This is a genomic window from Methylobacterium aerolatum (assembly GCF_022179085.1).
Classification (GTDB): Bacteria; Pseudomonadota; Alphaproteobacteria; order Rhizobiales; family Beijerinckiaceae; genus Methylobacterium; species Methylobacterium aerolatum.
On the sequence record NZ_BPQE01000028.1, the window covers coordinates 17,091 to 42,072 of the forward strand.

Sequence of the window (24,982 nt, forward strand, 5' to 3'; positions counted from 1 at the left end):
CCACCAACCGCCGACGGGGGGCCTAGTACCAACGCTGCCGGGGGCTGTCCACCCCCGGCGGTGCTTTTTTCCCTTATTCCGCCGCGGCGTGCTGCGCGTGCAGGCGGACCGCCTGGGCCGAGAGCTTGTTCAGCGCCGAGAGATAGGCCTTCGCCGAGGCGACCAGCGTGTCCGGGTCGGCGCCGCGGGCGGTGATGCTGCGGTCGCCGTCGCGCAGGCGGACGGTCACCTCCGCCTGTGCGTCGGTGCCACCCGTGACGGCGTGGACATCGTAGAGGTCGAGCTGCGCCTCGTGGGGCACCAGGGCGCGGATCGCGTTGAACACGGCGTCCACCGGCCCGTTGCCGTCGGCCTCCTCGATCCGCGAACCCGCTTCGTCTTGGATGCGCAGGGTCGCCCGCTGCGGGCCGCGCGTGCCGGCGATAACGGAGAGGGAGACCAGCCGGATGCGGTCCTGGGCGGTGGCGAGGTTCTCGTCCACCAGGGCCTCGATGTCCTCGTCGTAAACGTGCTTCTTGCGGTCGGCCAGCGCCTTGAACCGCTCGAAGGCGTCCTGGAACTGGTTGTCGGACAGGTGCAGGCCGAGATCCTCCAGCTTGGAGCGAAAGGCCGCACGGCCGGAATGCTTGCCCATGACAAGGGAGGTCTTGGTCAGGCCGACCGAGGCCGGGGTCATGATCTCGTAGGTCTCCGCATTCTTCAGCATCCCGTCCTGGTGGATGCCGCTCTCGTGGGCGAAGGCGTTGCGGCCGACGATGGCCTTGTTGAACTGCACGGGAAAGTTGGTGGCGTGGCTCACGAGCTTGGAGGCGCGGGTGAGCATCTGCGATTCGATGCCGGTTTCGTAGGGCATCACGTCGGCGCGGGTGCGGATCGCCATCACGATCTCTTCGAGCGCCGCGTTGCCCGCCCGCTCGCCGATGCCGTTGACGGTGCATTCCACCTGCCGCGCGCCGCCCTCGATGCCCGCCAGCGAGTTGGCGATGGCGAGGCCGAGGTCGTTGTGGCAGTGGACCGAGAAGATCGCCTTGTCGGCGTTCGGCACGCGCTCGCGCACGGCGCGGAACATCTCCCTGTACTCGGCGGGCGTGGCGTAGCCCACCGTGTCGGGCAGGTTGATGGTGGTGGCGCCCGCCTTGATCGCCGCCTCGACGGTGCGGCACAGGTAATCGATCGGCGTGCGCGTCGCGTCCATGGCCGACCACTCCACGTCCTCCACGAGGTCGCGGGCCTGGGCCACGGTCTTCAGGATGATCTCCAGCACTTCGTCCTGGCTCTTGCGCATCTGGTGCGCGAGGTGGATCGGCGAGGTGGAGACGAAGGTGTGGATCCGCCCGCGCTTGGCGTGGCGCACCGCCTCGCCCGCCCGGGCAATGTCGGCGGGGATGGCGCGGGCCAGCCCGGCGATGGTCGCCCGCTTGGTCCGCCGGGCGATCTCGGACACGGCCTCGAAATCGCCGTTGGAGGCGATGGGAAAGCCGGCCTCGATGATATCGACACCCATCGTGTCGAGGAGTTCGGCCACCGCCAGCTTCTCGTCGAAGGTCATGGTCGCGCCGGGGCACTGCTCGCCGTCGCGCAGGGTGGTGTCGAAGATCAGCACGCGCTCGCGGGTGCCGGTGGGGGAGATGTTTGCCGTGGTGCTCATGGTATCGCCTTCCTGAAACCCTGTCGCGCTCCGCCCGGGCTGGTGGCCGGAGGCGGGAAATGCCCTCGAAGGGGCGGTCACTCGCGAAAAACTCCCCTAAGGGCCCAGGCGCATGCCCGGACGGCCCTCAGGGGCGGGTAAGCAGAAGGTCGAGAAGGAGCCGGGCCGGGAGCGCGCGCGACCGCGTGGCCGCAGCAGCGGCATCCGCGATCCCGAACGCTGAGCCGGCATGGGCCAAGGCTCGTCTCTCCCAAAGGCTCGCGCAGGCTTGGCCGGAGCCGCCGCGCGTCAGGCGCGAAGAGGTACATCCGGCGCCCGTGAAACTCAAGGGGAAGTCCGGCCGATCGTCTCCGAAGCGCTTTCCCTGCGGCGGAGACCGCACTAAAGCGCGCGAGATCGTTCCCGCTCGGGACAGGCTGGCCCTGCCGTCCTCGCGAGCGAAGCGAGGCGTCCCGCCCCCTGGGTCGCTTCGCTTCGCTCGCGAGGACGGAGGGGGATGCAGCGACCGGCGGTCCCGGACGCCCCAATCGAATTCGCGCGAGACTCCTCATGGCCAGCTACAAGCTCCTGCTCCTCCCCGGCGACGGCATCGGCCCGGAGGTGGCGGAGGGCCTGAAAACCGTCCTCGGCGCCTTGAAGGAGACCGGCCTCGCCTCCTTCGAGACCGAGACCGACCTCGTCGGCGGCAGCGCCCTCGACGCGCACGGCGTGCCCCTGGCAGATGCGACGCTCCAGCGGGCGAAGGACGCGGACGCGATCCTGCTCGGCGCCGTCGGCGGCCCGAAATGGGCCGGCGTGCCTTACGAGAACCGCCCCGAGGCCGGTCTCCTGCGCCTGCGCAAGGACCTCGACCTGTTCGCCAACCTCCGGCCCGCGATCTGCTACCCGGCGCTCGCCGAGGCCTCGGCCCTTAAGCGCGACCTCGTCGAGGGCCTCGACATCATGATCGTGCGCGAGTTGACCGGCGGCGTCTATTTCGGCGAGCCGAAGGAGATCACGTCGCTGCCGGACGGCGGCAAGCGGGCCGTGGACACGCAGGTGTACACCTCGGCCGAGATCGAGCGGATCACCCACGTCGCCTTCGATCTCGCCGCCAAGCGCTCCGGCCGCGTGGCCTCGGCCGAGAAGCACAACGTGATGAAGACCGGCGTCCTGTGGAAGGAGGTCGTCACCCGCGTCCACGCGGAGCACTACGCCCATCTCGAACTGGAGCACGTGCTGGCCGACAACTGCGCCATGCAGCTCGTGCGGCGCCCGAAGCAGTTCGACGTGCTGGTGATGGACAACCTGTTCGGCGACGTCCTCTCCGACATCGCGGCGATGCTCACCGGCTCCCTCGGGATGCTGCCCTCGGCGTCGCTGGGGGCTGTGGACGACAAGGGCCTGCGCCGGGCGCTCTACGAGCCCGTCCACGGCTCCGCGCCCGATATCGCCGGCCAGGACAAGGCGAACCCCATCGCCATGATCGGCTCGCTCGCCATGTGCCTGCGCTACTCCTTCGGCCTGGGCGAGGCCGCCGACGCCCTCGACGGAGCGATCACCGACGCGCTGGCCGGCGGCGCCCGCACCGCCGACATCGCCACCGAGGGCACGACCCCCATCGGCACCAAGGCCATGGCGGAGGTGATCGCGCAGGCGCTCAAGGCGCGGGTCGGCTGATCCGCGTCCCGTCGGCGCCGCCGCACCCTGCGACGCATGGCGGCTCGGCCGGACTCCGGGTATGACGCCCCCGGGGCCGGCACCGGTCCGGGTGTGACGAGCAAGCGGGGTATGACGGTGGCGGATGAGGGCACGAAGCGCGAGACCGCGGATTTCGGCTTCGAGACGGTGGCCCTCAACGAGAAGCAGGGACGCGTCGACGGCGTGTTCCATTCCGTGGCGCGCCGCTACGACCTGATGAACGACCTGATGTCTGGTGGCCTCCACCGAGCGTGGAAAGCGCAGCTCATCGCCATGCTGCGCCCGCCGAAGGGGCGGCCCTTCGCCCATCTCGACGTGGCCGGCGGCACGGGCGACGTCGCCTTCCGGGTGCTGGAGGCCGGCGGGCCTGCGACGCAGGTCACCGTGCTCGACATCAACGAGTCGATGCTCCGCGTCGGCGCGGAGCGCGCCGCCGGGCGCTACGGCGAGCGCATCGCCTTCGTCACCGGCAATGCCGAGACCCTGCCCCTGCCGGATGCGAGCTTCGACGCCTACACCATCGCCTTCGGCATCCGGAACGTGCCGCGCATCGAGGTGGCGCTGGCGGAAGCCAAGCGCGTGCTGAAGCCCGGCGGGCGCTTCCTCTGCCTGGAATTCTCGGCGGTGGACGTGCCGCTGCTCGACAAGATTTACGAGGCGTATTCCTTCCACGTCATCCCCCGCATCGGCGAGCGGGTGGCGGGGGATGCCGACTCGTACCGCTACCTCGTGGAATCGATCCGCAAGTTCCCGACGCGGGGCGCCTTCGCCGGGATGATCGAGCGGGCCGGCTTCCGCCACGTCACCGAGCGCCCGCTCTCGGGGGGCATCGTGGCGATCCATTCCGGGTGGAAGGTGTCGTGAGCGGTCGCGCGATGCGGATGCCGTCGGTCCCCGGGGCTGGACGGAACGCCACCCTGTCTCCGTCATTGCGAGTGCAGCCAAGCAATCCGGGGACGCCCTTCGCCCGGAAGAGGCCGGCGGCCCTGGATCGCTCGGCTTCGCTCACGGGGACGGCCTTGGGCGTCGAACGGTCGGTGCGCCCGTGATCGGTGCCTTCATCAACCTGTTCCGCGGTGTCCGCGTCGGCTTCGTGCTGGCCCGCGAGGGCGCGCTGGCTTTCGCCGACCCGTCGGAACTGCCCCCGCACCTGAAGCTCGCCCTGCGTCTCGGCCGGTCCATCGAGCGTCCCGGCTTGAAAGATGGCGCCGCCCGCCTCTCGGCGGCGATGACGCGGCTCGGCCCGTCCTACGTGAAGTTCGGCCAGTTCCTGGCCACCCGGCCGGATATCGTCGGCATGGCGGCGGCCGTCGATCTGGAACAGTTGCAGGACCGGGTGCCGCCCTTCCCGCAGGCCACCGCCGTGCGCGTGGTGGAGGCGGCCTTCGGCAGGCCCATCGGGCGGATCTTCGTCTCCTTCAGCGAGCCGATCGCCGCCGCCTCCATCGCCCAGGTTCACAAGGCTGAGGTGGAGGACGCGGACGGCACCCGCCGTACGCTCGCCGTGAAGGTGATGCGGCCGGGCGTCCGGGAGGGCTTCAAGCGCGACCTGGAGGTGATGCGCTTCGTGGCCCGCGTGGTCCACGCCCTCTCGCCCGAGGCCGAGCGCCTGCGGCCCCGGGAAGTGGTGGAGATCCTGGCCCGCTCCGTGATGATGGAGATGGACTTTCGGCTGGAAGCCGCCGCCGCCTCCGAACTCGCCGAGAACACCAAGCACGACGAGGATTTCCGGGTGCCGCGCCCGGAATGGGAGCTGACCGCCCGCGACGTGCTCTCCTCCGAGTGGATCGATGGGACGAAGCTGCACGGTCCCGCGGCCATCGTGGCCGCCGGACACGATCCGCGCTCCGTGGGCCGGACGGTGATCCAGAGCTTTCTGCGGCAGGCCATCCGCGACGGCTTCTTCCACGCCGACATGCACCAGGGGAACCTGTTCGTGGACGCGCAGGGGCGCCTCGTCGCGGTGGATTTCGGCATCATGGGCCGCCTCGGGCCGAACGAGCGGCGCTTCCTGGCGGAGATCCTTCTCGGCTTCATCACCCGCGACTACCGGCGGGTGGCCAAGGTGCATTTCGAGGCCGGCTACGTGCCGCCGCACCATTCCGTCGACGACTTCGCCCAGGCGATCCGCGCCATCGGCGAGCCGATCCACCAGCGTTCGGCCGACGAGATCTCGATGGCCAAGGTGCTCACCCTGCTCTTCGACATCACCGCCCTGTTCGACATGAGCACCCGCACCGAACTGGTGATGCTCCAGAAGACCATGGTGGTGGTGGAGGGCGTGGCGCGCTCACTCGATCCGAAGCTCGACATGTGGACCTCGGCCGAGCCGGTGGTCCGCACCTGGATCACCCACAATCTCGGGCCGGTGGGGCGCCTGCAGAGCGGCGCCGAGGCGTTGCGCGTCGTCTCGAACGTGGTGGGCGACATTCCCGACCTCGCCGTGCGCCTCAAGCGCGTGCTGATCCGCGTGGACGAGGCGGGCACCGGCGACGCCAAGCGGCTGGAACGCTTTGCCCGCAACGAGCGCATCCGCGCGGTCTGGTCGACCCTCGCCCTGTGGGGCATCGCCATCGGGGCGTTGACGATCGCGTTCAGGGGGTTGTGAGACTGAGAGCCTGACCGGACACCCCGTTGTCCACTCCATCGTCCTCATCCTGAGGTCCGGCGAAGCCGCCTCGAAGGAGGCATCCAGGGAGCGCGGCGCCGTCTGGACGTCTCCTCGGAAACCTCCGCTGCGCTCCGGCGCCTCAGGACGAGGACAGCGATGGGGAGAACGGCCGAATTCCGGTCAGGCTCTCACGTCTCCGCCAGCCCGGTGCTCGCCCCGCTCGCCTCGGAATGGCCCCGCCCATGCGGCTTGCCGATGTACTCCGTGGAGCGCATCTCGATGAGCCGCGAGACCGTGCGGTCGAACTCGAAGGCCTCCCGCCCCTCCGTGGCCGTGTAAAGGTCCTGCGCCTCGGCCGCCGCCGAAGCGACGAGCTTCACGTTGCGGTCGTAGAGCGTGTCGATCAGCGTGATGAACCGCTTCGCCTCGTTGCGCTCGGCCTCCCCGATCACCGGAATGCCATCGAGGAGGACCGTGTGGTAGGCGCGGGCGACGGCCATGTAGTCCGACGCCCCCAGGGGCTGGCGGCACAGGTCGTCGAACCCGAAGCGCGCGACGCCGCCCGCCGCCTCGGGCACCTTCAGCTCCCGCCCATGCACGGTGAGCGTCGCCGGTTGCCCCCTGGCGCGACCGGTGAGACCCTTGAACGCCGTATCGAGGGCGGCACGGGCGGTCCCGTCCGCCGGGACATGCCACACCGACGCGCCGCCGAGTTTCTCCAGGCGGAAATCGGTGCGGGAATCGAGGCGCAGGACCGCCACCCGCTCCTGCAGCGTCTCGATGAACGGCAGGAACAGCGCCCGGTTGAGGCCGCCCTCGTAGAGCCGGTCCGGCTCGACGTTCGAGGTCGCCACCACCGTGACGCCCCGGCGGAAGAGATGGGAGAACAGCCGCCCAAGGATCATCGCGTCGGCGATGTCGGTGACGGTGAACTCGTCGAAGCAGAGCAGCGTGGCCTCGTCGGCCAGCTGGTCGGCGACGGGGCCGATCGGATCGTCCCCCTTCACCTCGCCGCGCTTCAGCGCCTGCCGGTAGGCATGGATGCGCTCGTGGGCGTCCGCGAGAAAGCCGTGGAAGTGGACCCGGCGCTTCGGCCCCGGCGCGGCCTCGTGGAAGAGGTCCATCAGCATGGTCTTGCCGCGCCCGACCGAACCCCAGAGATACAGGCCGCGGACCGGTTCAGGCTGGTCCTTCTTCTTGAAGAGCCAGCCCAGCGCGCTGCTCTTGCTCGCGCGCTTCCGGCGGCTCAATTCCTGGACGATCCCGTCCAGGGCGCGCAGGGCCGCCACCTGTGCCGGATCTCGCTCGATGGCGCCGGAGGCCACCAATGCCTCGTACCGCTCGTGGACCGGGCCGGGCGGGGCCGCGCTGCCGCGCACCTCTGCGGAGGGGCCCCGCGCACCCCCGGATGTCTCACTCACGCCACCGATCCCCTGCCCCTCTGCCCCGAAACCGAAGGCTCATGCCCGCGTCTGTGCGCTGCGGTGGGGTGCCGAATCAAGCCGTGGCGACCCCCGTCCGGAGGCAAACGGGCGGTGATGTCGCGGAAGTTCCCAGTGCATCCGCAGGGCTGCCACCCGTCTCGCTGCATTGCACAATGAACGGTCCCATGCCATATGGCCACGGTCCTCGGGAGGGACGTCCGGATCATTGAGGCGCGGTCAGCGCCGGACGACCGGAGACCTTCATGGCCGATCCTCGACCAAGCGAATCACTGCCCCTCGTACGCCGCCTTTGGCCGAGCGACCGGCAGGCCATCCTCGACTACTTTCGCCGCCTCGACGCCGAGACGCGGGCCAACCGCTTCATGGGCCAAGTGAGCGAGACCGGCCTGCTCGCCTATGCCGAGCAAGCCATGACGGCCCGCGGCGTCATGTACGGTGCGTTCCTCGACGGCACCCTTCGGGGGCTCGGCGAGTTGCGTCCCGGCGGCGGCGGCCGGTCCAGCTACTATCTCGGTCCCCAGGCGGAAGCGGCCTTCGCCGTGGAGCGCGAGTTCCGGCGGCGGGGATTGGGCGCCGCCCTCTTTGCCCGAATCACCCAGGCCGCGCGCAACCGCGGCGTCAGCGATCTCCACGTCCGCTGCTTCGCCCGCAACGGACCGATGATCCGGCTGGCCGCCCGTCAGGGGGCGGCGGTGAGCCGCGACGGGCTGGAGGCGGACGGCGCCCTCCACCTCGATCGGGCGACGCCCATGACGCTCTGGTACGAGAGCATCGCCGAAGCCTTCGATTTCACCCTGTCGGTGACCCAGCGGACGGCGGATGCCGCGGACGGCCGCGACGCGGCCTGACCATTCGCCAACGGACACACGCTTGCACCCCGCCGCCTTGAGCCGCTGCCTTGCCGACGGCTTCGACGACGGCCGGCGCTTCAGCCGATCGGATCGCCGACCAGCGCGAAGGTAAGGACGTTCACCGAGGCAGCGCCGCCCCGTATCAGTGCCCGTGAAGCCGCATTGGCCGTCGAGCGCGTCGTCATCACATCGTCGATCAGGAGGATTCGGCGCCCCGCGATGAGGTGCCGGGCCGACGGCGGGACGCGGAAGGCTCCGGCGAGGTTCTCGGCCCGCGCCGCCCGGCTCAATCCGACCTGGGTCCGCGTGGCGCGGACACGCGCCAGCGCCGTCGGTGCCAGCGGAAGGCCCGCGCCCTCGGCGATGGGACGGGCGAGCAGGGCGGCTTGGTTGAACCGCCGCCGCCACAGCCGCCATCGGTGAAGGGGCACCGGGACCACGCAATCCGACTCGGCGATCAGGGCGCCGCCTGCCCCGGCCATCATGCGGGCCATCGGCTTGGCGAGGTCGAGGCGATCCTCGTATTTCAGGCGATGCACGAGGCGCCGGGCGACGTCGTCGTAGAGCACGGCGGCGCGGGCGCGGGCAAAGACGGGCGGGGCCGCGAAAGCCAGAGGCGAGACCAGCTGGCCGATGCCGAGATCGACGGCGAAGGGGATGCCGAGGCGGTCGCACCGGGGCTCCTCGATGAGCCTCAGGCCGGACCAGCACGAGGGGCAGAAGGCACCCGGATCCGCCGTAGCGGTACCGCACGCTGCGCAGGATGGCGGGTAGATGAGCGCGAGGGTGCGGGTGAGAGCGGTGGACAGGGCCCCGGCGGCCAGGCGGGCGGCCCGGCGGCTCAAGGGTGGGACGGCGCGCGACGCGCCGTCCCCGATGTCGCCGAAGGCGGTTAGCGCGCCATGACAGGGCGAACGCCCTGCTGCTGCTGCGCGGCCGCGCGATCCTTCGCGTTGGCGCGGGCGCGACCGATGGCGCAGCCGGCCGCTGCACCCGCGATGCCGTGGCCCGCGTAGTGGCCGGCGATGCCGCCGACGATCGCGCCCTTGATGCAGCCCTTCGCCTCGGCGGCGCCGGAAACGGAGAGGGCGGCCAGGGCGAAGGCGGTGCCGAGGATCATGCGCTTCATGTGTGATCTCCCATCTGTCGCGGTGGTCGAGCGACTGTCGCGGCAGGAACGGCGACCCCAGGATACGGTTCCGACAGCGTTCTCCCTGGGGCGATCACATTCGCGATGGGTGGCAACGGCGCGTATCCTACGCCATCTGAGGCAGCGATGAGTACGCCCTCGCCCCTGTTCGACACAGCTCTTCTTCGCCGTCGCCTCCGGCGGGCGGTGACGGGCGGCTACGCGGATTTCCTCGTGGGGCGGATGGCCGAGGATCTCGATGATCGCCTTGCCACCGTGCTGCGGGAGTTCAAGACCGTGCTCGACCTCGCGACGCCCGGACGGTCCGCCGCCGCCGTGCTGACCGAGCGCTACCCGCAGGCCCGGCATCTGCGCCTTGCCCTGCTTCCCGAGGTGGTGGCGGGAACCGTCGTGGGCGATCCCGAGGCGCTGCCCCTCGCGCCGGCCTCCCTCGACCTCGCGGTGTCCCTCCTCGCCCTCCAGGCGGTGAACGATCTCCCCGGAACGCTGGTGCAGATCCGCCGGTCCCTGCGGCCGGACGGGCTGTTCGTGGCCTGCCTCCTCGGGGGGGCGACGCTCACCGAACTGCGCCAGTGCCTCACCCAGGCCGAGAGCGAGACCACGGGCGGCGTCAGTCCCCGGGTCGCGCCCTTCGCCGCGATCCGCGAGGCGGGCGGCCTGCTCCAGCGCGCGGGTTTCGCCCTGCCGGTGGCCGATTCGGACAGCCTGACGGTCCGCTATCCCGATGCCTTCGCCCTGATGCGCGACCTGCGCGCCATGGGGATGACGAATCCCCTCCACGACCGCCGCCGCCGCCCCACCGGGCGGGCGACCCTGCTGCGGGCGGCTCAGATCTATCGGGAGCGCTTCGCCGACGCGGACGGGCGCATCCGCGCCACCTTCGAGATCCTGTGGCTCTCGGGCTGGGCGCCCCATGAGAGCCAGCAAAAGCCGCTGAAGCCGGGCAGCGCCACGGCGCGCCTCGCCGACGCCCTCGGAACCGTCGAACTCAAAGGCGACCCTCCGGTCGCGGGAGACACCTGATGAAGACGTCGGATGCCAACCATCCCATCGCGGTCCTGCCCCAGGCGGGACGCGTCCGCGTGATGCTCGCCGGGTCGGTGGTGGCGGACACCGAGCGGGCGCTCCGCGTCGAGGAGGCCAACTACCCGCCGGTCTTCTACATTCCCCGCGACGATATCGCCGCCGACCTCTACGTGCCGTCCGCGACCCGCACGCATTGCCCCTACAAGGGCGATGCCCGGTATTTCGATCTCGTGGTCGGCGACACGCGCCGGGCCGACGCAGTGTGGAGCTACGAGACGCCCTTCCCCGCGCTCGCTGCGATCGCGGGGCATGTCGCCTTCTATCCGAACCGCGTCGACGCCATCGAGACGACCTGAGCCGCCGTCCGGCCTATTCCTCGACCTTCGCCACGGGGCGGTCGTTGCCCTGCGCGGTCTCGTCGTGCCACTGCCCGGCCTGATCCTGGTAGCGGATGCCCTCGGTGGAGCCGGGGACCTGCTGTTCCGCCGCCGCGGCCTGGGCCGCCTGAAGCGCCGACTCGCGGTCCGGGAAAGTCTCGGAGAAGACGTCGCCGACCTTGTAGGCGTAGCCGCCGTCATGCTCGACGATGTGGTAGGTGACTTCCGTCATGGGGACTCCGGTTCGTGCCGATCCTGTCGAGCGCGAACCCCCGGCGCCGCTCGGCGGTTCCGTGGCCTCCGATCCGCCCGAATGACCGGCCAGAGCCGTGGGCACCGTTCCATGAGGGCCACGATGACGCCGCGCCTCCGCCTCCGCCTGACCGTTCTCGGCCTGCCCGCCCTCGCCTGCGCCCTGGCGATCTCGGCGGCGTCCGGTGCCCGCGCCGGGGAAGGCTTCCTCGACCGGCTGCTCGGCGGCACGCCGGGGGCGACGCCGGCCAACCCCTTCGCGTCGAACTACCCGTCCGCGCCACCCTCGCCCGCCGAGGCGCGGGCCGCGCGGGATGCCCGCGCCGTCCGGCGTTCGCGGCGGGATGCCGAGGCGGGACCGGTGCCGCCCGGCCGGATCCCGGAGGAGTGACCGGCCGCCGTCAGGCGTCGCCGACGACGCCCGCCTCGTCCTGCGCCTGCAGGACGTCGGGCCGCGGCATCGAGATGATGTTGTAGCCCGAATCGACGAAATGGACCTCGCCTGTCACGCCGCCGGAGAGAGGCGAGAGCAGGTAGAGGGCCGAGCCCCCCACATCCTCCATGGAGACCGTGCGCCGGAGGGGAGCGTGGGCGCGCTGGTGGTTGAACATCAACCGCGCGTCAGCGATCCCCGCCCCGGCCAGCGTGCGCATCGGCCCGGCGGAGAGGGCATTCACCCGGATGCCGTCCGGCCCCAGATCCGACGCGAGGTAGCGGACCGAGGCTTCCAGCGCCGCCTTGGCGACGCCCATGACGTTGTAGTTCGGCATCACCCGCGTCGAGCCGCCATAGGTAAGGGTCAGCAGGGAGCCGCCCGCCTTCATGCGCTTGGCGGCGCGCTGTGCGATCTCGGTGAAGGAGAAGCACGAGATCGTCATGGTCCGCGAGAAATTCTCGCGGGTGGTGACATCGACGTAGCGGCCCTTCAGCTGCGCCTTGTCGGAGAAGCCGATGGCGTGGACCACGAAATCGAGGGTGCCGTCGAAGCGCTCGTCCAGGGCGGCGAAGGCCGCATCGACGGAGGCGAGATCCTCCACGTCGCACGGCAGCACCACGTCCGAATCGAGCTTGGCGGCGAGCGGCGTCACCCGGCGGCCGAGGGCCTCCCCCTGGTAGGTGAAGGCGAGCTGGGCGCCGTGGGCGTGGAGCGTCTTGGCGATGCCCCAGGCGATCGAGTGATCATTGGCGACGCCCATGATCAGGCCGCGCCGGCCCGCCATCAATCCTGTCATGCGTAACTGTCTTCTCGAAGGGGCGCCGCCCCCGACGGGGCGGGTCCGTGTGGCGGGTGAAGCGCAGGCCGGCCCGGCGATGCGGACAGTGCCGGGTCGGCCTTCGATCGTGTCCTGAGCCGCGGGCCCCCTCAGCGCCGCGTCAGGCGTCGATGTGTTTCAGCACCAGCGTCGCGTTCGTCCCGCCGAAGCCGAAGGAATTCGAGAGCACATGCCCGAGCTTGGCGCCGTCGCGGCGCGCGCGAAGGATCGGCATGTCGGCGAAGGCCGGATCGATCTCGTCGATGTGGGCGCTCTCGCAGATGAAGCCGTTGTTCATCATCAGCAGCGAGTAGATCGCCTCCTGCACGCCTGTGGCGCCCAGCGAGTGGCCGGTGAGCGACTTCGTGGCCGCGATGGGCGGGCAGTTCTCGCCCGTCCCGAAGACCTCGCGGATCGCCTCGATCTCCTTGTCGTCGCCGACCGGCGTCGAGGTGGCGTGCGGATTGATGTAGTCGATCCGCGCGCCCTTCAGGCCGGCGATCGCCTGCCGCATGCAGCGGATGGCGCCCTCGCCCGACGGGGCGACCATATCGTAGCCGTCCGAGGTGGCGCCATAACCGGCGATCTCGCCGTAGATCCGCGCGCCGCGCGCCTTGGCATGCTCGTATTCCTCCAGCACCAGGACGCCCGCGCCGCCCGCGATGACGAAGCCGTCACGGCCCTTGTCGTAGGCCCGCGAGGCCCGGGCGGGCGTGTCGTTGTACTTCGAGGACATGGCGCCCATGGCGTCGAACAGGACGGACAGCGTCCAATCCAGTTCCTCGCAGCCGCCCGCGAAGATGATGTCCTGGCGGCCGCCCTGGATAATCTCGGCAGCGTTGCCGATGCAGTGGTTCGACGTCGCGCAGGCGGACGAGATCGAATAGTTCACGCCCTTGATCTTGAACCACGTCGCCAGGGTCGCCGAGGCGGTGGAGGACATGGCCTTAGGCACCGCGAAGGGGCCGACCCGCTTCGGGCCCTTGCTGCGGGCGATGTCCGCCGCCTCGACGATGGCGTGGGTCGAGGGACCGCCGGAACCCATGATGATGCCGGTGCGCTCGTTCGAGACGTCGCCCTCCTCGAGCCCGGCATCCCGGATCGCCTGCTCCATCGCAACCTGATTCCAGGCGGTGCCGCCGCCGTGGAAGCGCATGGCGCGGCGATCAACCACCGTCTCGGGGTCGAGGCTCGGCGCGCCCTGCACCTGGCAGCGGAACCCGTGCTCGGCGAAGGGGGCGGAATGGGAGATGCCGGAGCGGGCCTCGCGCAGGGAGGCCAGCACCTCTTGGGTGTTGTTGCCGATGGACGAGACGATGCCCATCCCCGTGATGACGACGCGGCGCATGGAACGACCAAACCTCCGTCACGGCCTCGGTCGCCCGGGCCGCGTTGCGGTCAGCTAAGGGGTAGCTGGTCCAATCACAACAGCCGGAAACGGGAGACGTTGCTTGAAAGGGCCCGTTTCCGGGCCTGGATACAGCGCCGGACCCGCCTCCGGCTCACTCGAACCCGGCGGATGGATCCGCGAAATCAGGATTGGAACAGGGCGACGCGCAGATCGCTCGCCTCGTAGATCCGGTTGCCGTCCGCCTCAAGCCAGCCATCGGCGATCCCGAGCACGAGGCGGCCCTGGCGGACGCGCTTGATGTCGATGCCGTAGACGACCTTCTTGGTGGTGGGCAGCACCTGCTCCGCGAACTTGACCTCGCCGACACCGAGCGCCCGGCCCCGTCCGGGAGCCCCGAGCCAGCCAAGGTGGAAGCCTACGAGCTGCCAAAGGGCATCGAGCCCGAGGCATCCCGGCATCACCGGATCGCCCTGAAAATGGCAGGGGAAGAACCAGAGGTCCGGCCGAATGTCGAACTCGGCGAGCACATGGCCCTTGCCGTGGGCGCCGCCCTCCTGGCCGATCGACGTGATGCGATCGAACATCAGCATGGGCGGCAGCGGCAACTGCGCGTTGCCGGCGCCGAACAACTCCCCGCGCCCGCAGGCCAGCAGATCCTCGTAGGAGTAGCTCGACCGGCGGTTCGGGGCCGGCGATTGCGCGGTATCGGCGTCAGGCGGCATGAAGGCGCAGAGGATTCCACAAGAAGGGCGACCCGCCGCCGACCACCGACGACGTGTCCGGCCGGGGGGTTAACACGGGCGGCGGCTCGATCAAAGCGGCAGTCTGCGGTGGGGCGCCGCCGAAGGGGGAGCCCGGCGGGTTGCGACCCGGGGCCACCTTCCATATACTCATGGTTCCCTTCGCCATTTTGTCGAGCGTACCCACCGATATGTCCGAGATGGTGCCCCTTCAGGCGGTCCTCAGCGGTCGCATGCCGACCCTGTCCGTGGACGCCACCGCGGCCGGCCGCCGTGGTTGCCCGCTCTCGGACCTGCGCGAGCGCCTGCGCCGCGCCGGACTCCGGCCGACCCGCCAGCGCCTGTCGCTCGGCTGGCTGCTCTTCGGCCGGGGCGACCGTCACCTGACGGCGGAAATGCTCTACGACGAGGCGATGCGGGCCAAGGTGCCGGTGTCCTTGGCCACTGTCTACAACACCCTCCACCAGTTCACCGAGGCGGGCCTGCTGCGTCAGCTCGCCTTGGACGGGTCGAAGGCTTACTTCGACACCAACCCGTCCGAGCACCACCACTTCTACCTGGAGGAAGAGGGCGCGGTGATCGACATGCCGGATTGCGGCATCACAGTCGATTCGCTGCCCGAGGCCCCCGAAGGCATGGAGATCGCGGGCGTGGAGGTGATCGTCCGCCTGCGCCGCCGCCGCCCCGCCGGTCGCCGCCAGCAGGGCTGAAGCGCGCTCTTTCAGATCCGGGCTCGCAGATTTAAGGCCCGCCGGAACGCTCAAGGGCGTCCCGGCGGGTTTTTTGTTTCTTGCTCAGACCCGGTCGTCATTGCGAGCGCAGCGACGCAATCCAGGGCGGCGCCACGTCTTGAGAAGTCCCGCTTCCCTGGATTGCTTCGCTTTCGCTCGCAATGACGGAGTGCGCGGGCGGGTTGAGCCAGTCTCTGCTCCGTACCGCGTGCTAATCCACCGTCTCGTTCGGATATACGCCCCACAGCCGGTTCTGCCGGATGTAGCCGTCCACGTCGCGCTTGCTCGGCAGGGAGACGATGAGGCGGCACCAGCCGCCGGTGCATTTCTTGACGCTGCCGATCACCCCCGTCTGGAGACGGGCCTCGTCGGCGGAGGTATCGTCGGGCGAGGACCGCAGGGGCACATCCGGCTTGATGCCGTTCTTCTCCGGCCCCGCATTGACGATCGCCGTCCGGCGGCCCGAGAGGAGGGAGTGGAGCACCCAACCCTCGGTTCCCTCGGAATCGCGGATCCGCCGCCAAGTCTCGAATTCGCCGACGATCTCCACGGGCAATCCCGCGCGCTGGAACACCCACAGGGTGCGATGATCCTTGGAGGGGCCCTCCCGCAGGTTCACGCGATCCGTCTTGAGGCTGGCGTAGCGCGGCAGCGGCAACTTCGTGACCGGGCCGACGCCGCTCTCCTGGGCCGAGGCGGCGGACACGGCACCGGGGGCCGTCGAGGCCATCACCGCGCCGATCATCATGGCCGCCGCCGCAATCGGTCCATGTTGGCGCATCGTGTTTCCAGTCCCGCTTCGCAGGCGTGCCGTCGGATGCCGGTCCGGCCTCCGATTGTGTTCCGCCGGGCCTCTGATAGACAGACCTCAGGGAGACGCACGGCCCGGTCCGTCCGGTCTGTGTGGCGAAACTCCGTTAACGGTTTCTTGCGGCCAGAGGGCCCCGGGGGGAGTGAGACGTGTCGAAGCGCAAGCCGCTCGTGGTGGTGACACGGCGTCTGCCGGATGCCGTGGAAACGCGGATGCGCGAGCTGTTCGACGTTCGCCTGAACGACAGCGACACCCCCCTGTCCGGTGACGCCTTGGCCTCCGCCCTGCGCGAGGCGGACGTGCTGGTGCCCACCGTGACGGACAAGATCGATTCCGGGTTGCTGGCGCAGGCCGGCCCGAACCTTCGCCTGATCGCGAATTTCGGCAACGGCGTCGATCACATCGATGTCGGCGTCGCGCTGGAGCGCGGCATCACCGTCACCAATACCCCCGGCGTCCTCACCGAGGACACCGCCGATATGACCATGGGCCTGATCCTGGCCGTCGCCCGGCGCGTGGCCGAGGGCGCCCGGATCATCCCCGACGACGACTGGACCACCGGCTGGTCGCCGACCTGGATGCTCGGCCGCCGCATCACCGGCAAGCGCCTCGGCATCGTCGGTATGGGCCGGATCGGCCAGGCGCTCGCCAAGCGCGCCCGCGCCTTCGGCCTGCAGGTCCACTATCACAACCGGCGCCGGGTCCCGGCCGCGATCGAGGGCGCCCTCGACGCGACCTACTGGGAATCCCTCGACCAGATGCTCGCCCGCGTCGACATCGTCTCGGTGAACTGCCCCCACACGCCGGCGACCTACCATCTCCTGTCCGCCCGCCGCCTCAAGCTCCTGAAGCCGGAGGCTATCGTCGTGAACACCGCCCGCGGCGAGGTGATCGACGAGAGCGCCCTGGCCCGCCTCATCGAATCGGGCGAGATCTCGGCCGCCGGCCTCGATGTGTTCGAGCAGGAGCCCGCCGTGAGCCCGCGCCTCGTGAAGCTCGCCCGCCAGGGCAAGGTGGTCCTGCTGCCTCACATGGGCTCGGCCACCTTCGAGAGTCGCGTCGACATGGGCGAGAAGGTGATCATCAACATCCGCACCTTCATGGACGGCCACCGCCCGCCGGACCGGATCCTGCCCAGCATGCTCTGAGGCCGGGGCGGCGCGCCTCCTGTCGCCCGCCGTGAGGGCGACGCGGTGGCGCCTCCTCGCTACAGCGCGTCCCCGGCCGTGAGGGGCTCGCCGGCCTTCGCGGTCTGGAACAGGCGCTCGCTCGTCAGTTTCAGAAAGTAGAACCCGAATTCCGGGTTCTGGTAGTAGAGCTGCTTGACCTCCGAATAGGAGACGCAGAGCGCCCTCCCCGCCTCCAGGCAGACGAGGGAGGCGGTGCGCTTGTTGCCCGGCGACAGCAGGCCGAGTTCGCCGACGATGCCGCCCCGGCGGAGCGTGATCCCGACCTCGGGGATCGAGAAGACGCCGCTTTCCACATAGTACATCTCCCCCGCCGGCTGGCCCTTGCGGAAGATGATCTCCCCGGTGCCGAACCGCCGCCGCGTCCCGAAGGACGAGAGCCATTCGAGGGAGAGGTCGCCCGAGGCCGCCTTCTCCGTGTCGCGCACGAGGCGAATCATCTCCCACAGGCGGTAGGCGTTGAAGGGGATCTGGATGCACTCGGTGAGCACCACCGGCATGCTGCCGATGAGAACGCCATAGGTCACCACGACCAGACTCGCGCAGAGCGAGATGATCCGCAGTGGGATCATCGTGCTCATCGCGGAGGCCGAGATCGTGAGCGCCGTGCCCAGGTAGCCGATGCCTTCGATCCAGTTCATCGCCGTCCCGTGAAACCACCTTCGCGCCGGGGATGCCCTCCTGCGCTGCGCGCGGCAAGCCGGTGGCGGTCGTCAGCGGGCGGGACGACCCGCGCGGATCGTCCGGCAAAGGTCCCGCGCGGCGCGCACGCCCTGCTCGTAAGCACCGCCCACGGTCCCCCACTGCTCCCGCGACAGGGCCTCTCCCGCGAACCAGATCCGCCCGCCGACGCCGTCCCTGAGGGTGGCGCGGGCGGGGGCGTGGCCCGGCGGCACAACCGCCCAGGAGCCCCTGGCGAAGGGATCGTGCCGCCACGCGCTGACCAGCGGGATCGCGAGGTCGCGCAGCCGGTCACGGCCGACCTGCTCGGCCAGCACCGCGCGCACGTGCCGCCTCACCGCATCCGAGCCGCCCCCGGCGGCGTCGATCGCCTCGGCCTCGCGGGAATCGAGTTCGTAGAAGTGGAAGGGCGTCCCCTCGATCCGCGTCAACAGGCCCGGCGGCGCCCGGCGCCCGCCGTGGAACCCGGCCAGGCGATCCCGCCCGGTGAAGGGGCTCGACGGCCAGTGCAGTACCGCGTGCTCGTAGATCCCGGTGGTGAAGCCGTCGATCGCCGCACGAATGGCGTTCGGCAGCGGCGGCGAGAAGGTGGGGCCCTCGCGCAGGACCATCACCGGCACAGTCACCACGGCGGCGGCGGCCGCGATGCGCTGGCCCGCCACCGTCTCGACGATGACGCCCTCCCCCCGCCAGTCGATCTGCCGGACCGGGGCCGAAAGCCGGATCGGAAGCCCGGTGGCCAAGCGGGCGAGGTAGTTGCCGTAGCCGCCGGCGATGAAGGAGTTGTCGCCGTATTCCATGCTCGGGAAATCGTGGAGCGAAACCTCCTCAAGGGGACGGCCCGAGACGAGGCCGTGGACCTGCGCCACTCGCTTTCCCCAGGGCCCCGGCGCGACGGGCAGAGCCGTGGCGGCGGCGCGGTCCCCGCCGCCCCGGCCGGCACCGCCGGTCATGGCGTGGTCGGCCAGGGCGAAGGCGCGATCGCTCGCCCGCGCCTCCCGCGCCGGGGCGGGACGTCCGCCGACCCAGGCATGGCCGTCCTGGGGCGCGCGGAACAGGCGCTCGCCGCGCTCCCGGCCGAGGGCGACGAGGGGGTTGATCGGCCCGGCGTGGAGCCAGTGCGCGCCGAGATCGATCGGGTGGCCGCGCAGCGACACCGTGACGGCCCGGCCGCCCACCCGGTCCCTCGCCTCCAGCACCGCCACGGCGAGGCCGTCATCCGTCAGGGTCCGCGCCGCCGCGATGCCCGCCGCGCCCGCGCCGATCACCACCACGTCCGGCGCCTCCGGCAGCGGCGCCAGGGCGGGCCGGAAGTCGGGGGGGCGCGGCGCGTCGAGGCGTCCCGCCGCCGGTCTCGGTGTCGTGCCTGTCCTCATGGCGCCCAGTGTCGCTCCATCCCTCGTCCCGTCCCAGGCGACCGATTGCCGTGAGGGGGCATCGAGCCGAAGAAACCCTTGCGCCCGGCCCGCCGCATTCCCACAACCCTGCCGCACCGACCTGACCCGGAACCCGCGCGCGATGCTCTACGAATCCGCCGCCGCCGCCCTGCGGCACACGCTGTCGCCCGCACTGCGGGGCATCCTCTGGAAATCCCTCGGGCTCACCCTCGGGATCCTCCTGTTCGCGTGGTTCGGGCTCACACGGCTCATCCAATGGTTCCAGACGAGCCACCACATCTCGGCGCAGTATCCGATCCTCGACACCGTCGCGTATTATCTGGCGGGCTTCGGGCTGTTCGTCGCCCTCGCCTACCTCATGCCGGCGATCTCGATCCTCGTGGCGGGATTCTTCCTCGACTATGCCGCCGAGATCGTCGAGCGGACGGATTTTCCCGCGGACCCGCCGGGGCAGGCCATGCCCTACGGCCTCGCGATGGTCTACGCGGTCCGGTTTGCGGGCCTGACGCTGCTCGTGAACCTCGTCGCCCTGGCGATCTTCTTCATCCCCCTCGTCGGGGTCGCGGCCTTCTTCGGGGCCAACGCCTACCTCCTCTCGCGGGAGTATTTCGAGATGGCTGCCGCCCGCTTCCGGCCCCTGCCGGAGGCGGCGGAGATGCGGCGCTCCCACGCCGCCCGGACGCTGCTCGCGGGCTGCCTCCTCGCCGGCCTGATGGTGGTGCCCGTGGTCAACCTCGTCACGCCGCTCTTCGGCATCGCCCTGATGGTGCATCTGCACAAGCGCCTGTCGGGCCGCCGCCCGCAATTGCGGCAACCGGGCACCCTGGCTCCTCCCCTTCCGCCGCGCTAGAGTCCGACGGTCGGACGTCGGCCGGCGCGGAGCGGACCGGTCATGAATGCTCGCGAGGACGGGAAGGACATTCCGCCGCCGCCCGGCAAGACCCCCTACGTGCTGGTGCTGCTGGTTGGGGCGGCCCTGATCGGGTGGGGCGCCTACGGCCACTGGCAGCGCGACCGCGAGGCGACCGTGACCCTCGACGCGATCCGCAACCTCGTCCCCCGCGTGCGGACCGTCTCCGCCGAGCGGGTCGATGGTCCCGTCGACCTCACCCTGCCGGGGGAGACCAGCCCCTTTCTCACCGCCGCCATCGCGGCGCGGGCGACGGGCTACATCGCGGAGCGGCACGTCGATATCGGCTCCCGGGTGAAGGCGGGGGATCTGCTCCTGCGAATCGCCGCCCCCGACCTCGACCAGCAGCTCGTCCAGGCGCAGGCCCAGCTCGGGCAATTCCAGGCGCAGGCGCTGCAGGCGCAGGCGCAGGTGGAGCAGGCCAAGGCGAACGTGACGCTCGCCAACCTGACCAACAACCGCACCACGACGCTGGCAGACCAGGGCTGGGCCTCGCGCCAGAACGCCGACACCTCGCAGGCCGGGCTTCTCTCGCAGGCGGCGACGCTCGCGGCGGCGGAGGCCGGGGTGAAGGTCGCCGCCGCCAACATCAAGGCGCAGGAGGCCGCCGTTGCCCGGCTGAAGGCCCTCACCGCCTTCGAGCGCGTCGTTGCGCCCTTCGACGGCGTGGTGACCACGCGCACCGTCGATGTGGGCGATCTCGTCCGCGCAGACAACGGCGGCACGGCGCTCCTCAACATCGATCAGGACAGCACGCTCCGCATCATCGTCAACGTGCCGCAGAATCTGACGCGGGGCGTGATGCCGGGGCTCGAGGCGCAGATCCGGGTCCCGCAGCTCCCGGGACGGACCTTCGCCGGATCGGTCCAGCGCAGTTCGAGCGCCTTGCAGACGCCGTCGCGGACCCTGACCACGGAGGTCGATGTCCCCAATCCCGACGGCGTCCTCCGGGCCGGACTGCACACCGACGTCACGCTGAAGATCCCGCGGGAGCGGCCGGGCGTGACCGTTCCGGCCGAGGCGATCGTGTTCCACAGGGGCGAGATGCGCGTGGCGGTCCTCAAGGAGAACCGGCACATCACATGGCGGCCGATCAAGGTCCGGCGGGATTTCGGCCGCGTCCTCGAACTGGAGGACGGGCTCGATCCCGACACGAAGGTGCTGTTCGGCCCCTCCCCCGACCTCAAGGAAGACCAGCCCGTCGATCCCGACGACAGGGGGCCGAGCCAGCCGATGCGCTCGGCCGAGCGCTGAGGCGGAGACGGTCGGACGCGGATCGCTCCGCTCGCAATGACGCTGGCGGGAACCGATGCAGGACGGTCGCCTCGTGCCCCCTCGCATGGAGGACGCGCGTGCGCCTGAGCCCTCGCGGCCCGGCTCGGCGTTTCAGTTCACCCGGACGACGAGCTTCATCTTCGGATGGATGCCGCAGAGCACTTGGAACACGCCCTTCTCGCTGAAGGTGATCGGCGTCCGGCTTCCCGGCTCCTGGTCCCCCGAATCGAAGCTGAAGTTCGGCGAATCGACGTAGGCGTGATGCAGCAGGTCGCTGTCGTCGTTCACGATGGTCACGACCTCGCCCTTCGTCAGGGTAAGGGTGTCGGGAAGAAAGGTCCGTCCCTTCTGGGAGACGATGGTGCCGGCCGCCTGAAGCCCCCCCACCACGACGACGCCGCTGCCCATCCCTAGGACGAGGGAGGCTAATGTCGTCGCCGCGAGCACGTAGGACGACCTATGGTTCGAAACGGTCTCGAAAGAAAACATGCGAAGCTCTCGATGCCTCGACTTCCTAACTCGACAATCTTTGAGAAAAGATTTTCAGACACTCGAAAAAATGCGCAGCGAGCGGACACGTCCATGTTGCGGCCCATAAAAATCACGAATGATCATAAGGCTCAGCTAATCACAATTTAAGATGTCTGACCCAAGGTCGCAGTTACGGAAGGCGCGGCGACCCGGTCCAATGCAACTCACCGATGCGGCAGTTCCGACGAAACAATGGCGCACCGGACGTTCGGCGACGGGCTCGCTGACCGACTGGGTTTCGACCGTGCGCGGACGCATCCTCGTCGCGTTCCTGGCCATGAGCCTGCTGACCGGGGGCCTCAGCGCCTACGCCGTCATCGCCATCGACCATGTCGGCGATCTCGTCGGGCGCACCTACGACCAGTCGTTGATGTCCATCAACTACGCCCGCGCCGCCGCCGCGGACTTCGCGAAGATGCGCTCGGCCTTCGCCCGTCACGGCCTCACCAAGGACCACACGATCGCCGCCAAGCTCGACGCGCAGATCGCGGACCTGAACACGACGCTGGCCGAGGACCTGACCATCGCCGTCGAGCGCTCGCAATCCGATCGGGCCCTGCGGGCCGCCGGCGCCGTGCAGTCCGGCGTCGCGGCCTGGGACGAGATGCGGCGCAGCTTCGGCGATATCGCCACCGTCCGCCCGGAGCGCTGGGACGCCCTCGACCACCAGGCCGATTTGGTCGATGCCCAGCTCGATCTGCTGGTGAACTACACGGCGGGCGACGGCTTCACCTTCCGCCAGGCGGCACGCTCCGCCGTGGCGAGCGAGCTGCGCTTCAACATCGCCGTGGCTGCCCTGGCGATCGCCGGGTCCGCGCTCATCGCGTGGCTGCTCCACCGCCGCATCCGCGGTCCCCTGGCGGCCGCCTCGGCGGCGGCGGAGCGGATCGCCGGCGGGCGCCTCGACGACATGATCCCCACGGGTGGCCGCGACGAGCTCGGGAGCCTGCTCCGGTCCATGGCGGTGATGCGCGACAACATCCGCGCCATGATGGAGCGGGAGGTGCGCCAACGCCAATCCGCCGAACAATTGCTCGCGGACGCGCTGCAAAGCTCCCGCGAGGGCATCATCGTCCTCGACCCCGCCGGGCAGATCGCCTTCGCCAACACGAGGGCGATGCAGCTGTTCGAGGGCCCCGACGCCCATGCCCGCTGCCTCGCGGCCCTGGCCCGGGACGGCGAGTTCCTCCAGCCCGACGGCCGCTGGCTGCGGGTGAGCCGGAGCGCCACCTCGGATGGCGGGCTCGTCGCCGTGTGCAGCGACATCAGCATGGTGAAGGGACAGGAGGCGCAGCTCCGCCAGACCAACCTGCGCCTCGACGCGGCCCTCGATAACATGTCCCAGGGCCTTTGCCTGTACGATGCGGACGGCCGCCTCATGGTGGTGAACCGCCGCTACGCGCAGATCTACGATCTCCACCCCAACGCGGTCGTGCCCGGCATGACCGCCGCCCAGGTCCTCCAGATCAGCCTGGCCCTGGGCCGGGACGAGGCGGACATGCTGCGGCGGGACGGCGAGGCGTTCTTCGGACAGCCCGGACGGCCGATCGTCCAGGAACTGGCCAACGGCAAGATCATCGCCGTGGAGCGGCGCAACACGGCCGGCGGCGGCTTCGTCGCCACCTACGAGGACGTGACGGAGCGGCGCCGGGCCGAGGCGCGCATCGCCTTCCTCGCCCACCATGACGTGCTCACGGGCCTGCCGAACCGCGCCGCGCTGGAACAGCACATCGCCGCCTCCGTCAGCCAGACCGGGCGCGACCAGGGCTTCGCGGTGATGGCCATCGACCTCGACGATTTCCGCCCGGTGAACGACACCCTCGGCCACGGCGTCGGCGACGAACTCCTCGTGGCGGTGGCGAACCGGCTGAGCGCCTGCATCCGCGAGATCGATTGCGTCGCCCGCATCGGCGCCGACGAGTTCGTCGTCGTCCAGCGCGCCGTCGATCGGCCGGAGGAAGCCGCCGTCCTCGCCCGCCGGATCATCGACGTGATCAAGTCGCCCTACGTGCTGTCCGGCCATACGGTCAGCGTCGGCGTGACCGTGGGCGTGACCGTCGCGCCCGGCGACGGAACCTCCTCGGAAAAGCTCATCAAGAACGCCGACGTCGCCCTCGCCCGGGCCAAGGCCGAGGCGCGGGGCGCCTTCCGCTTCTTCGAGGCGGAAATGGATGCCCGCCTCCAGGCCCGCCGCCTGCTGGAGCGCGACCTTCGCCAAGCGGTCGCCGACGAGTCCTTCGAGGTCTACTACCAGCCGATCTACAGCCTCGCCGCCGAGCGGGTCTGCGGGTTCGAGGCGCTGCTGCGCTGGAACCACCCGGAGCGGGGCTTCATCTCCCCGGCCGAGTTCATCCCCATCGCCGAGGAGATGGGCCTGATCGTGCCGCTGGGCGAGTGGGTGCTGGCCCGCGCCTGCGCCGACGCCGTACGCTGGCCCGACGGGCTCAAGATCGCCGTGAACGTCTCGGCGGTGCAGTTCACTTCCGCGAGCCTCGTGACGGCGGTGCGCGAGGCCCTGCGCTCCACCGGCCTACCGGGACGGCGCCTCGAACTCGAGATCACCGAATCGGTCCTCGTCGCCAATCCCGGCGTCACGACGGCGATCCTGCACAGCCTCAAGGGCCTGGGCGTGCGCGTCTCGATGGACGATTTCGGAACCGGCTACTCGTCGCTGAGCTACCTGCGCAGCTTCCCCTTCGACAAGATCAAGATCGACCAGTCCTTCGTCCGCGACCTCTGCGAGGAGGACGGCACGGACTTCATCGTCCGGGCGGTGATCGGCCTGGGGGCGAGCCTCGGGATGACCACCACCGCCGAGGGCGTCGAGACCGAGGCGCAACTCCTCCGCCTGCGGGCCGAAGGGTGCGACGAGGTACAGGGCTACCTGTTCAGCCGCCCGGTGCCGATCGGCCAGGTGGCGGGTCTCATCGCCCGCTGGAACGGTGCCTCGCGGGCGATCGCTTAGGGCGTCTCTTGCCCCCGCCGTCGTTGCGCGCATCCGCGAGCCACACGGGCAGCGACACGGTTGGACGCGTCCCGCTGCCCTCGATGGCTTCGCCCCGCCTGCAACGACGG

The 24,982-nt window shown here is 70.2% G+C and carries 24 protein-coding genes; 12 read left to right on the forward strand and 12 right to left on the reverse strand.

The genetic code is table 11. The features are described from left to right. Positions 1-73: 73 nt before the first annotated feature. Positions 74-1,648 carry a 2-isopropylmalate synthase gene (locus tag MFF06_RS18525; RefSeq protein ID WP_238206686.1) on the reverse strand — a complete coding sequence of 525 codons (1,575 nt, stop codon included), beginning with the start codon at positions 1,646-1,648 and terminating at the stop codon, positions 74-76. Between the two features lie 549 nt (positions 1,649-2,197). Here MFF06_RS18525 and leuB point away from each other — a divergent pair. The 3 genes from leuB (at position 2,198) to ubiB (ending at position 5,936) form a co-directional block, all read left to right on the forward strand. Further along, the gene (gene leuB / locus MFF06_RS18530; protein ID WP_238206687.1) at positions 2,198-3,307 is read left to right on the forward strand and encodes a 3-isopropylmalate dehydrogenase; all 1,110 of its coding nucleotides are present in this window, start codon (positions 2,198-2,200) and stop codon (positions 3,305-3,307) included. Positions 3,308-3,418: 111 nt separating this feature from the next. Continuing rightward, positions 3,419-4,192 (forward strand): bifunctional demethylmenaquinone methyltransferase/2-methoxy-6-polyprenyl-1,4-benzoquinol methylase UbiE, encoded by a 774-nt coding sequence (gene ubiE / locus MFF06_RS18535; RefSeq protein WP_238206689.1) that lies wholly within the window; start codon positions 3,419-3,421, stop codon positions 4,190-4,192. Positions 4,193-4,373: 181 nt separating this feature from the next. Beyond that, positions 4,374-5,936 (forward strand): 2-polyprenylphenol 6-hydroxylase, encoded by a 1,563-nt coding sequence (gene ubiB / locus MFF06_RS18540; protein ID WP_238206691.1) that lies wholly within the window; start codon positions 4,374-4,376, stop codon positions 5,934-5,936. A gap of 191 nt (positions 5,937-6,127) precedes the next feature. Here ubiB and zapE read toward each other — a convergent pair whose 3' ends face one another. After that, positions 6,128-7,318, reverse strand: coding sequence for a cell division protein ZapE (zapE, locus tag MFF06_RS18545; protein ID WP_238206791.1), 1,191 nt, complete (start codon positions 7,316-7,318; stop codon positions 6,128-6,130). Positions 7,319-7,626: 308 nt separating this feature from the next. On the opposite strand from zapE, the gene MFF06_RS18550 reads away from it, so the two are divergent. Continuing rightward, positions 7,627-8,232, forward strand: coding sequence for a GNAT family N-acetyltransferase (locus MFF06_RS18550; protein ID WP_238206693.1), 606 nt, complete (start codon positions 7,627-7,629; stop codon positions 8,230-8,232). Positions 8,233-8,312: 80 nt separating this feature from the next. Here MFF06_RS18550 and MFF06_RS18555 read toward each other — a convergent pair whose 3' ends face one another. Both MFF06_RS18555 and MFF06_RS18560 read right to left on the reverse strand, forming a co-directional pair. Next, positions 8,313-9,059, reverse strand: a complete 747-nt coding sequence (locus tag MFF06_RS18555) for a ComF family protein (RefSeq protein ID WP_370876589.1) — start codon at positions 9,057-9,059, stop codon at positions 8,313-8,315. 68 nt (positions 9,060-9,127) lie between these two features. Beyond that, the gene (locus MFF06_RS18560) at positions 9,128-9,364 is read right to left on the reverse strand and encodes a hypothetical protein (RefSeq protein WP_238206697.1); all 237 of its coding nucleotides are present in this window, start codon (positions 9,362-9,364) and stop codon (positions 9,128-9,130) included. A gap of 147 nt (positions 9,365-9,511) precedes the next feature. On the opposite strand from MFF06_RS18560, the gene MFF06_RS18565 reads away from it, so the two are divergent. Both MFF06_RS18565 and MFF06_RS18570 read left to right on the forward strand, forming a co-directional pair. After that, positions 9,512-10,408, forward strand: a complete 897-nt coding sequence (locus MFF06_RS18565; RefSeq protein WP_238206699.1) for a methyltransferase domain-containing protein — start codon at positions 9,512-9,514, stop codon at positions 10,406-10,408. Next, the gene (locus MFF06_RS18570) at positions 10,408-10,767 is read left to right on the forward strand and encodes a DUF427 domain-containing protein (protein ID WP_238206701.1); all 360 of its coding nucleotides are present in this window, start codon (positions 10,408-10,410) and stop codon (positions 10,765-10,767) included. Before MFF06_RS18565 ends, MFF06_RS18570 begins: the two co-directional genes overlap by 1 nt. 13 nt (positions 10,768-10,780) lie before the next feature. On the opposite strand, the gene MFF06_RS18575 is transcribed toward MFF06_RS18570, so the two are convergent. Further along, positions 10,781-11,020 carry a DUF2188 domain-containing protein gene (locus tag MFF06_RS18575; protein WP_238206703.1) on the reverse strand — a complete coding sequence of 80 codons (240 nt, stop codon included), beginning with the start codon at positions 11,018-11,020 and terminating at the stop codon, positions 10,781-10,783. A gap of 123 nt (positions 11,021-11,143) precedes the next feature. Here MFF06_RS18575 and MFF06_RS18580 point away from each other — a divergent pair, with 123 nt between their 5' ends. Continuing rightward, the gene (locus tag MFF06_RS18580; RefSeq protein WP_238206705.1) at positions 11,144-11,431 is read left to right on the forward strand and encodes a hypothetical protein; all 288 of its coding nucleotides are present in this window, start codon (positions 11,144-11,146) and stop codon (positions 11,429-11,431) included. A gap of 10 nt (positions 11,432-11,441) precedes the next feature. Here MFF06_RS18580 and fabI read toward each other — a convergent pair whose 3' ends face one another. The 3 genes from fabI to fabA all read right to left on the reverse strand — a co-directional run bounded on the left by fabI (position 11,442) and on the right by fabA (position 14,366). After that, on the reverse strand, positions 11,442-12,272 hold the full coding sequence (gene fabI, locus MFF06_RS18585; RefSeq protein ID WP_238206707.1) for an enoyl-ACP reductase FabI: 831 nt from the start codon (positions 12,270-12,272) through the stop codon (positions 11,442-11,444). A gap of 142 nt (positions 12,273-12,414) precedes the next feature. Then, positions 12,415-13,641: a beta-ketoacyl-ACP synthase I gene (fabB, locus tag MFF06_RS18590; protein WP_238206709.1), complete on the reverse strand. Its 1,227-nt coding sequence runs from the start codon at positions 13,639-13,641 to the stop codon at positions 12,415-12,417. Between the two features lie 185 nt (positions 13,642-13,826). Further along, positions 13,827-14,366 carry a 3-hydroxyacyl-[acyl-carrier-protein] dehydratase FabA gene (gene fabA, locus MFF06_RS18595; protein ID WP_238206711.1) on the reverse strand — a complete coding sequence of 180 codons (540 nt, stop codon included), beginning with the start codon at positions 14,364-14,366 and terminating at the stop codon, positions 13,827-13,829. A 209-nt stretch (positions 14,367-14,575) separates the two neighbouring features. Between fabA and irr the strand changes: the two genes are divergently transcribed. Beyond that, positions 14,576-15,094 (forward strand): Fur family transcriptional regulator Irr, encoded by a 519-nt coding sequence (gene irr, locus MFF06_RS18600; RefSeq protein ID WP_283207293.1) that lies wholly within the window; start codon positions 14,576-14,578, stop codon positions 15,092-15,094. 232 nt (positions 15,095-15,326) lie between these two features. On the opposite strand, the gene MFF06_RS18605 is transcribed toward irr, so the two are convergent. Continuing rightward, complete coding sequence (locus tag MFF06_RS18605) at positions 15,327-15,863, reverse strand: SH3 domain-containing protein (protein ID WP_370876590.1); 537 nt, start codon at positions 15,861-15,863, stop codon at positions 15,327-15,329. Between the two features lie 212 nt (positions 15,864-16,075). Between MFF06_RS18605 and MFF06_RS18610 the strand changes: the two genes are divergently transcribed. Continuing rightward, positions 16,076-17,074, forward strand: coding sequence for a 2-hydroxyacid dehydrogenase (locus MFF06_RS18610; protein WP_238206713.1), 999 nt, complete (start codon positions 16,076-16,078; stop codon positions 17,072-17,074). Between the two features lie 59 nt (positions 17,075-17,133). Here the strand turns inward: MFF06_RS18610 and MFF06_RS18615 are convergent, their stop codons facing one another. Together MFF06_RS18615 and MFF06_RS18620 are read right to left on the reverse strand one after the other, a co-directional pair. Beyond that, positions 17,134-17,754, reverse strand: coding sequence for a Crp/Fnr family transcriptional regulator (locus MFF06_RS18615; RefSeq protein WP_238206714.1), 621 nt, complete (start codon positions 17,752-17,754; stop codon positions 17,134-17,136). A 72-nt stretch (positions 17,755-17,826) separates the two neighbouring features. Further along, positions 17,827-19,170, reverse strand: a complete 1,344-nt coding sequence (locus MFF06_RS18620) for a flavin monoamine oxidase family protein (RefSeq protein ID WP_238206716.1) — start codon at positions 19,168-19,170, stop codon at positions 17,827-17,829. 142 nt (positions 19,171-19,312) lie between these two features. Between MFF06_RS18620 and MFF06_RS18625 the strand changes: the two genes are divergently transcribed. Together MFF06_RS18625 and MFF06_RS18630 are read left to right on the forward strand one after the other, a co-directional pair. Further along, positions 19,313-20,041, forward strand: coding sequence for a sulfate transporter family protein (locus tag MFF06_RS18625; RefSeq protein ID WP_238206718.1), 729 nt, complete (start codon positions 19,313-19,315; stop codon positions 20,039-20,041). 42 nt (positions 20,042-20,083) lie between these two features. After that, complete coding sequence (locus MFF06_RS18630) at positions 20,084-21,355, forward strand: efflux RND transporter periplasmic adaptor subunit (protein WP_238206720.1); 1,272 nt, start codon at positions 20,084-20,086, stop codon at positions 21,353-21,355. Between the two features lie 132 nt (positions 21,356-21,487). On the opposite strand, the gene MFF06_RS18635 is transcribed toward MFF06_RS18630, so the two are convergent. Beyond that, complete coding sequence (locus tag MFF06_RS18635; RefSeq protein ID WP_238206722.1) at positions 21,488-21,865, reverse strand: cupredoxin domain-containing protein; 378 nt, start codon at positions 21,863-21,865, stop codon at positions 21,488-21,490. A gap of 199 nt (positions 21,866-22,064) precedes the next feature. Here MFF06_RS18635 and MFF06_RS18640 point away from each other — a divergent pair, with 199 nt between their 5' ends. Next, on the forward strand, positions 22,065-24,872 hold the full coding sequence (locus MFF06_RS18640; protein ID WP_370876579.1) for an EAL domain-containing protein: 2,808 nt from the start codon (positions 22,065-22,067) through the stop codon (positions 24,870-24,872). Positions 24,873-24,982 lie beyond the last annotated feature (110 nt).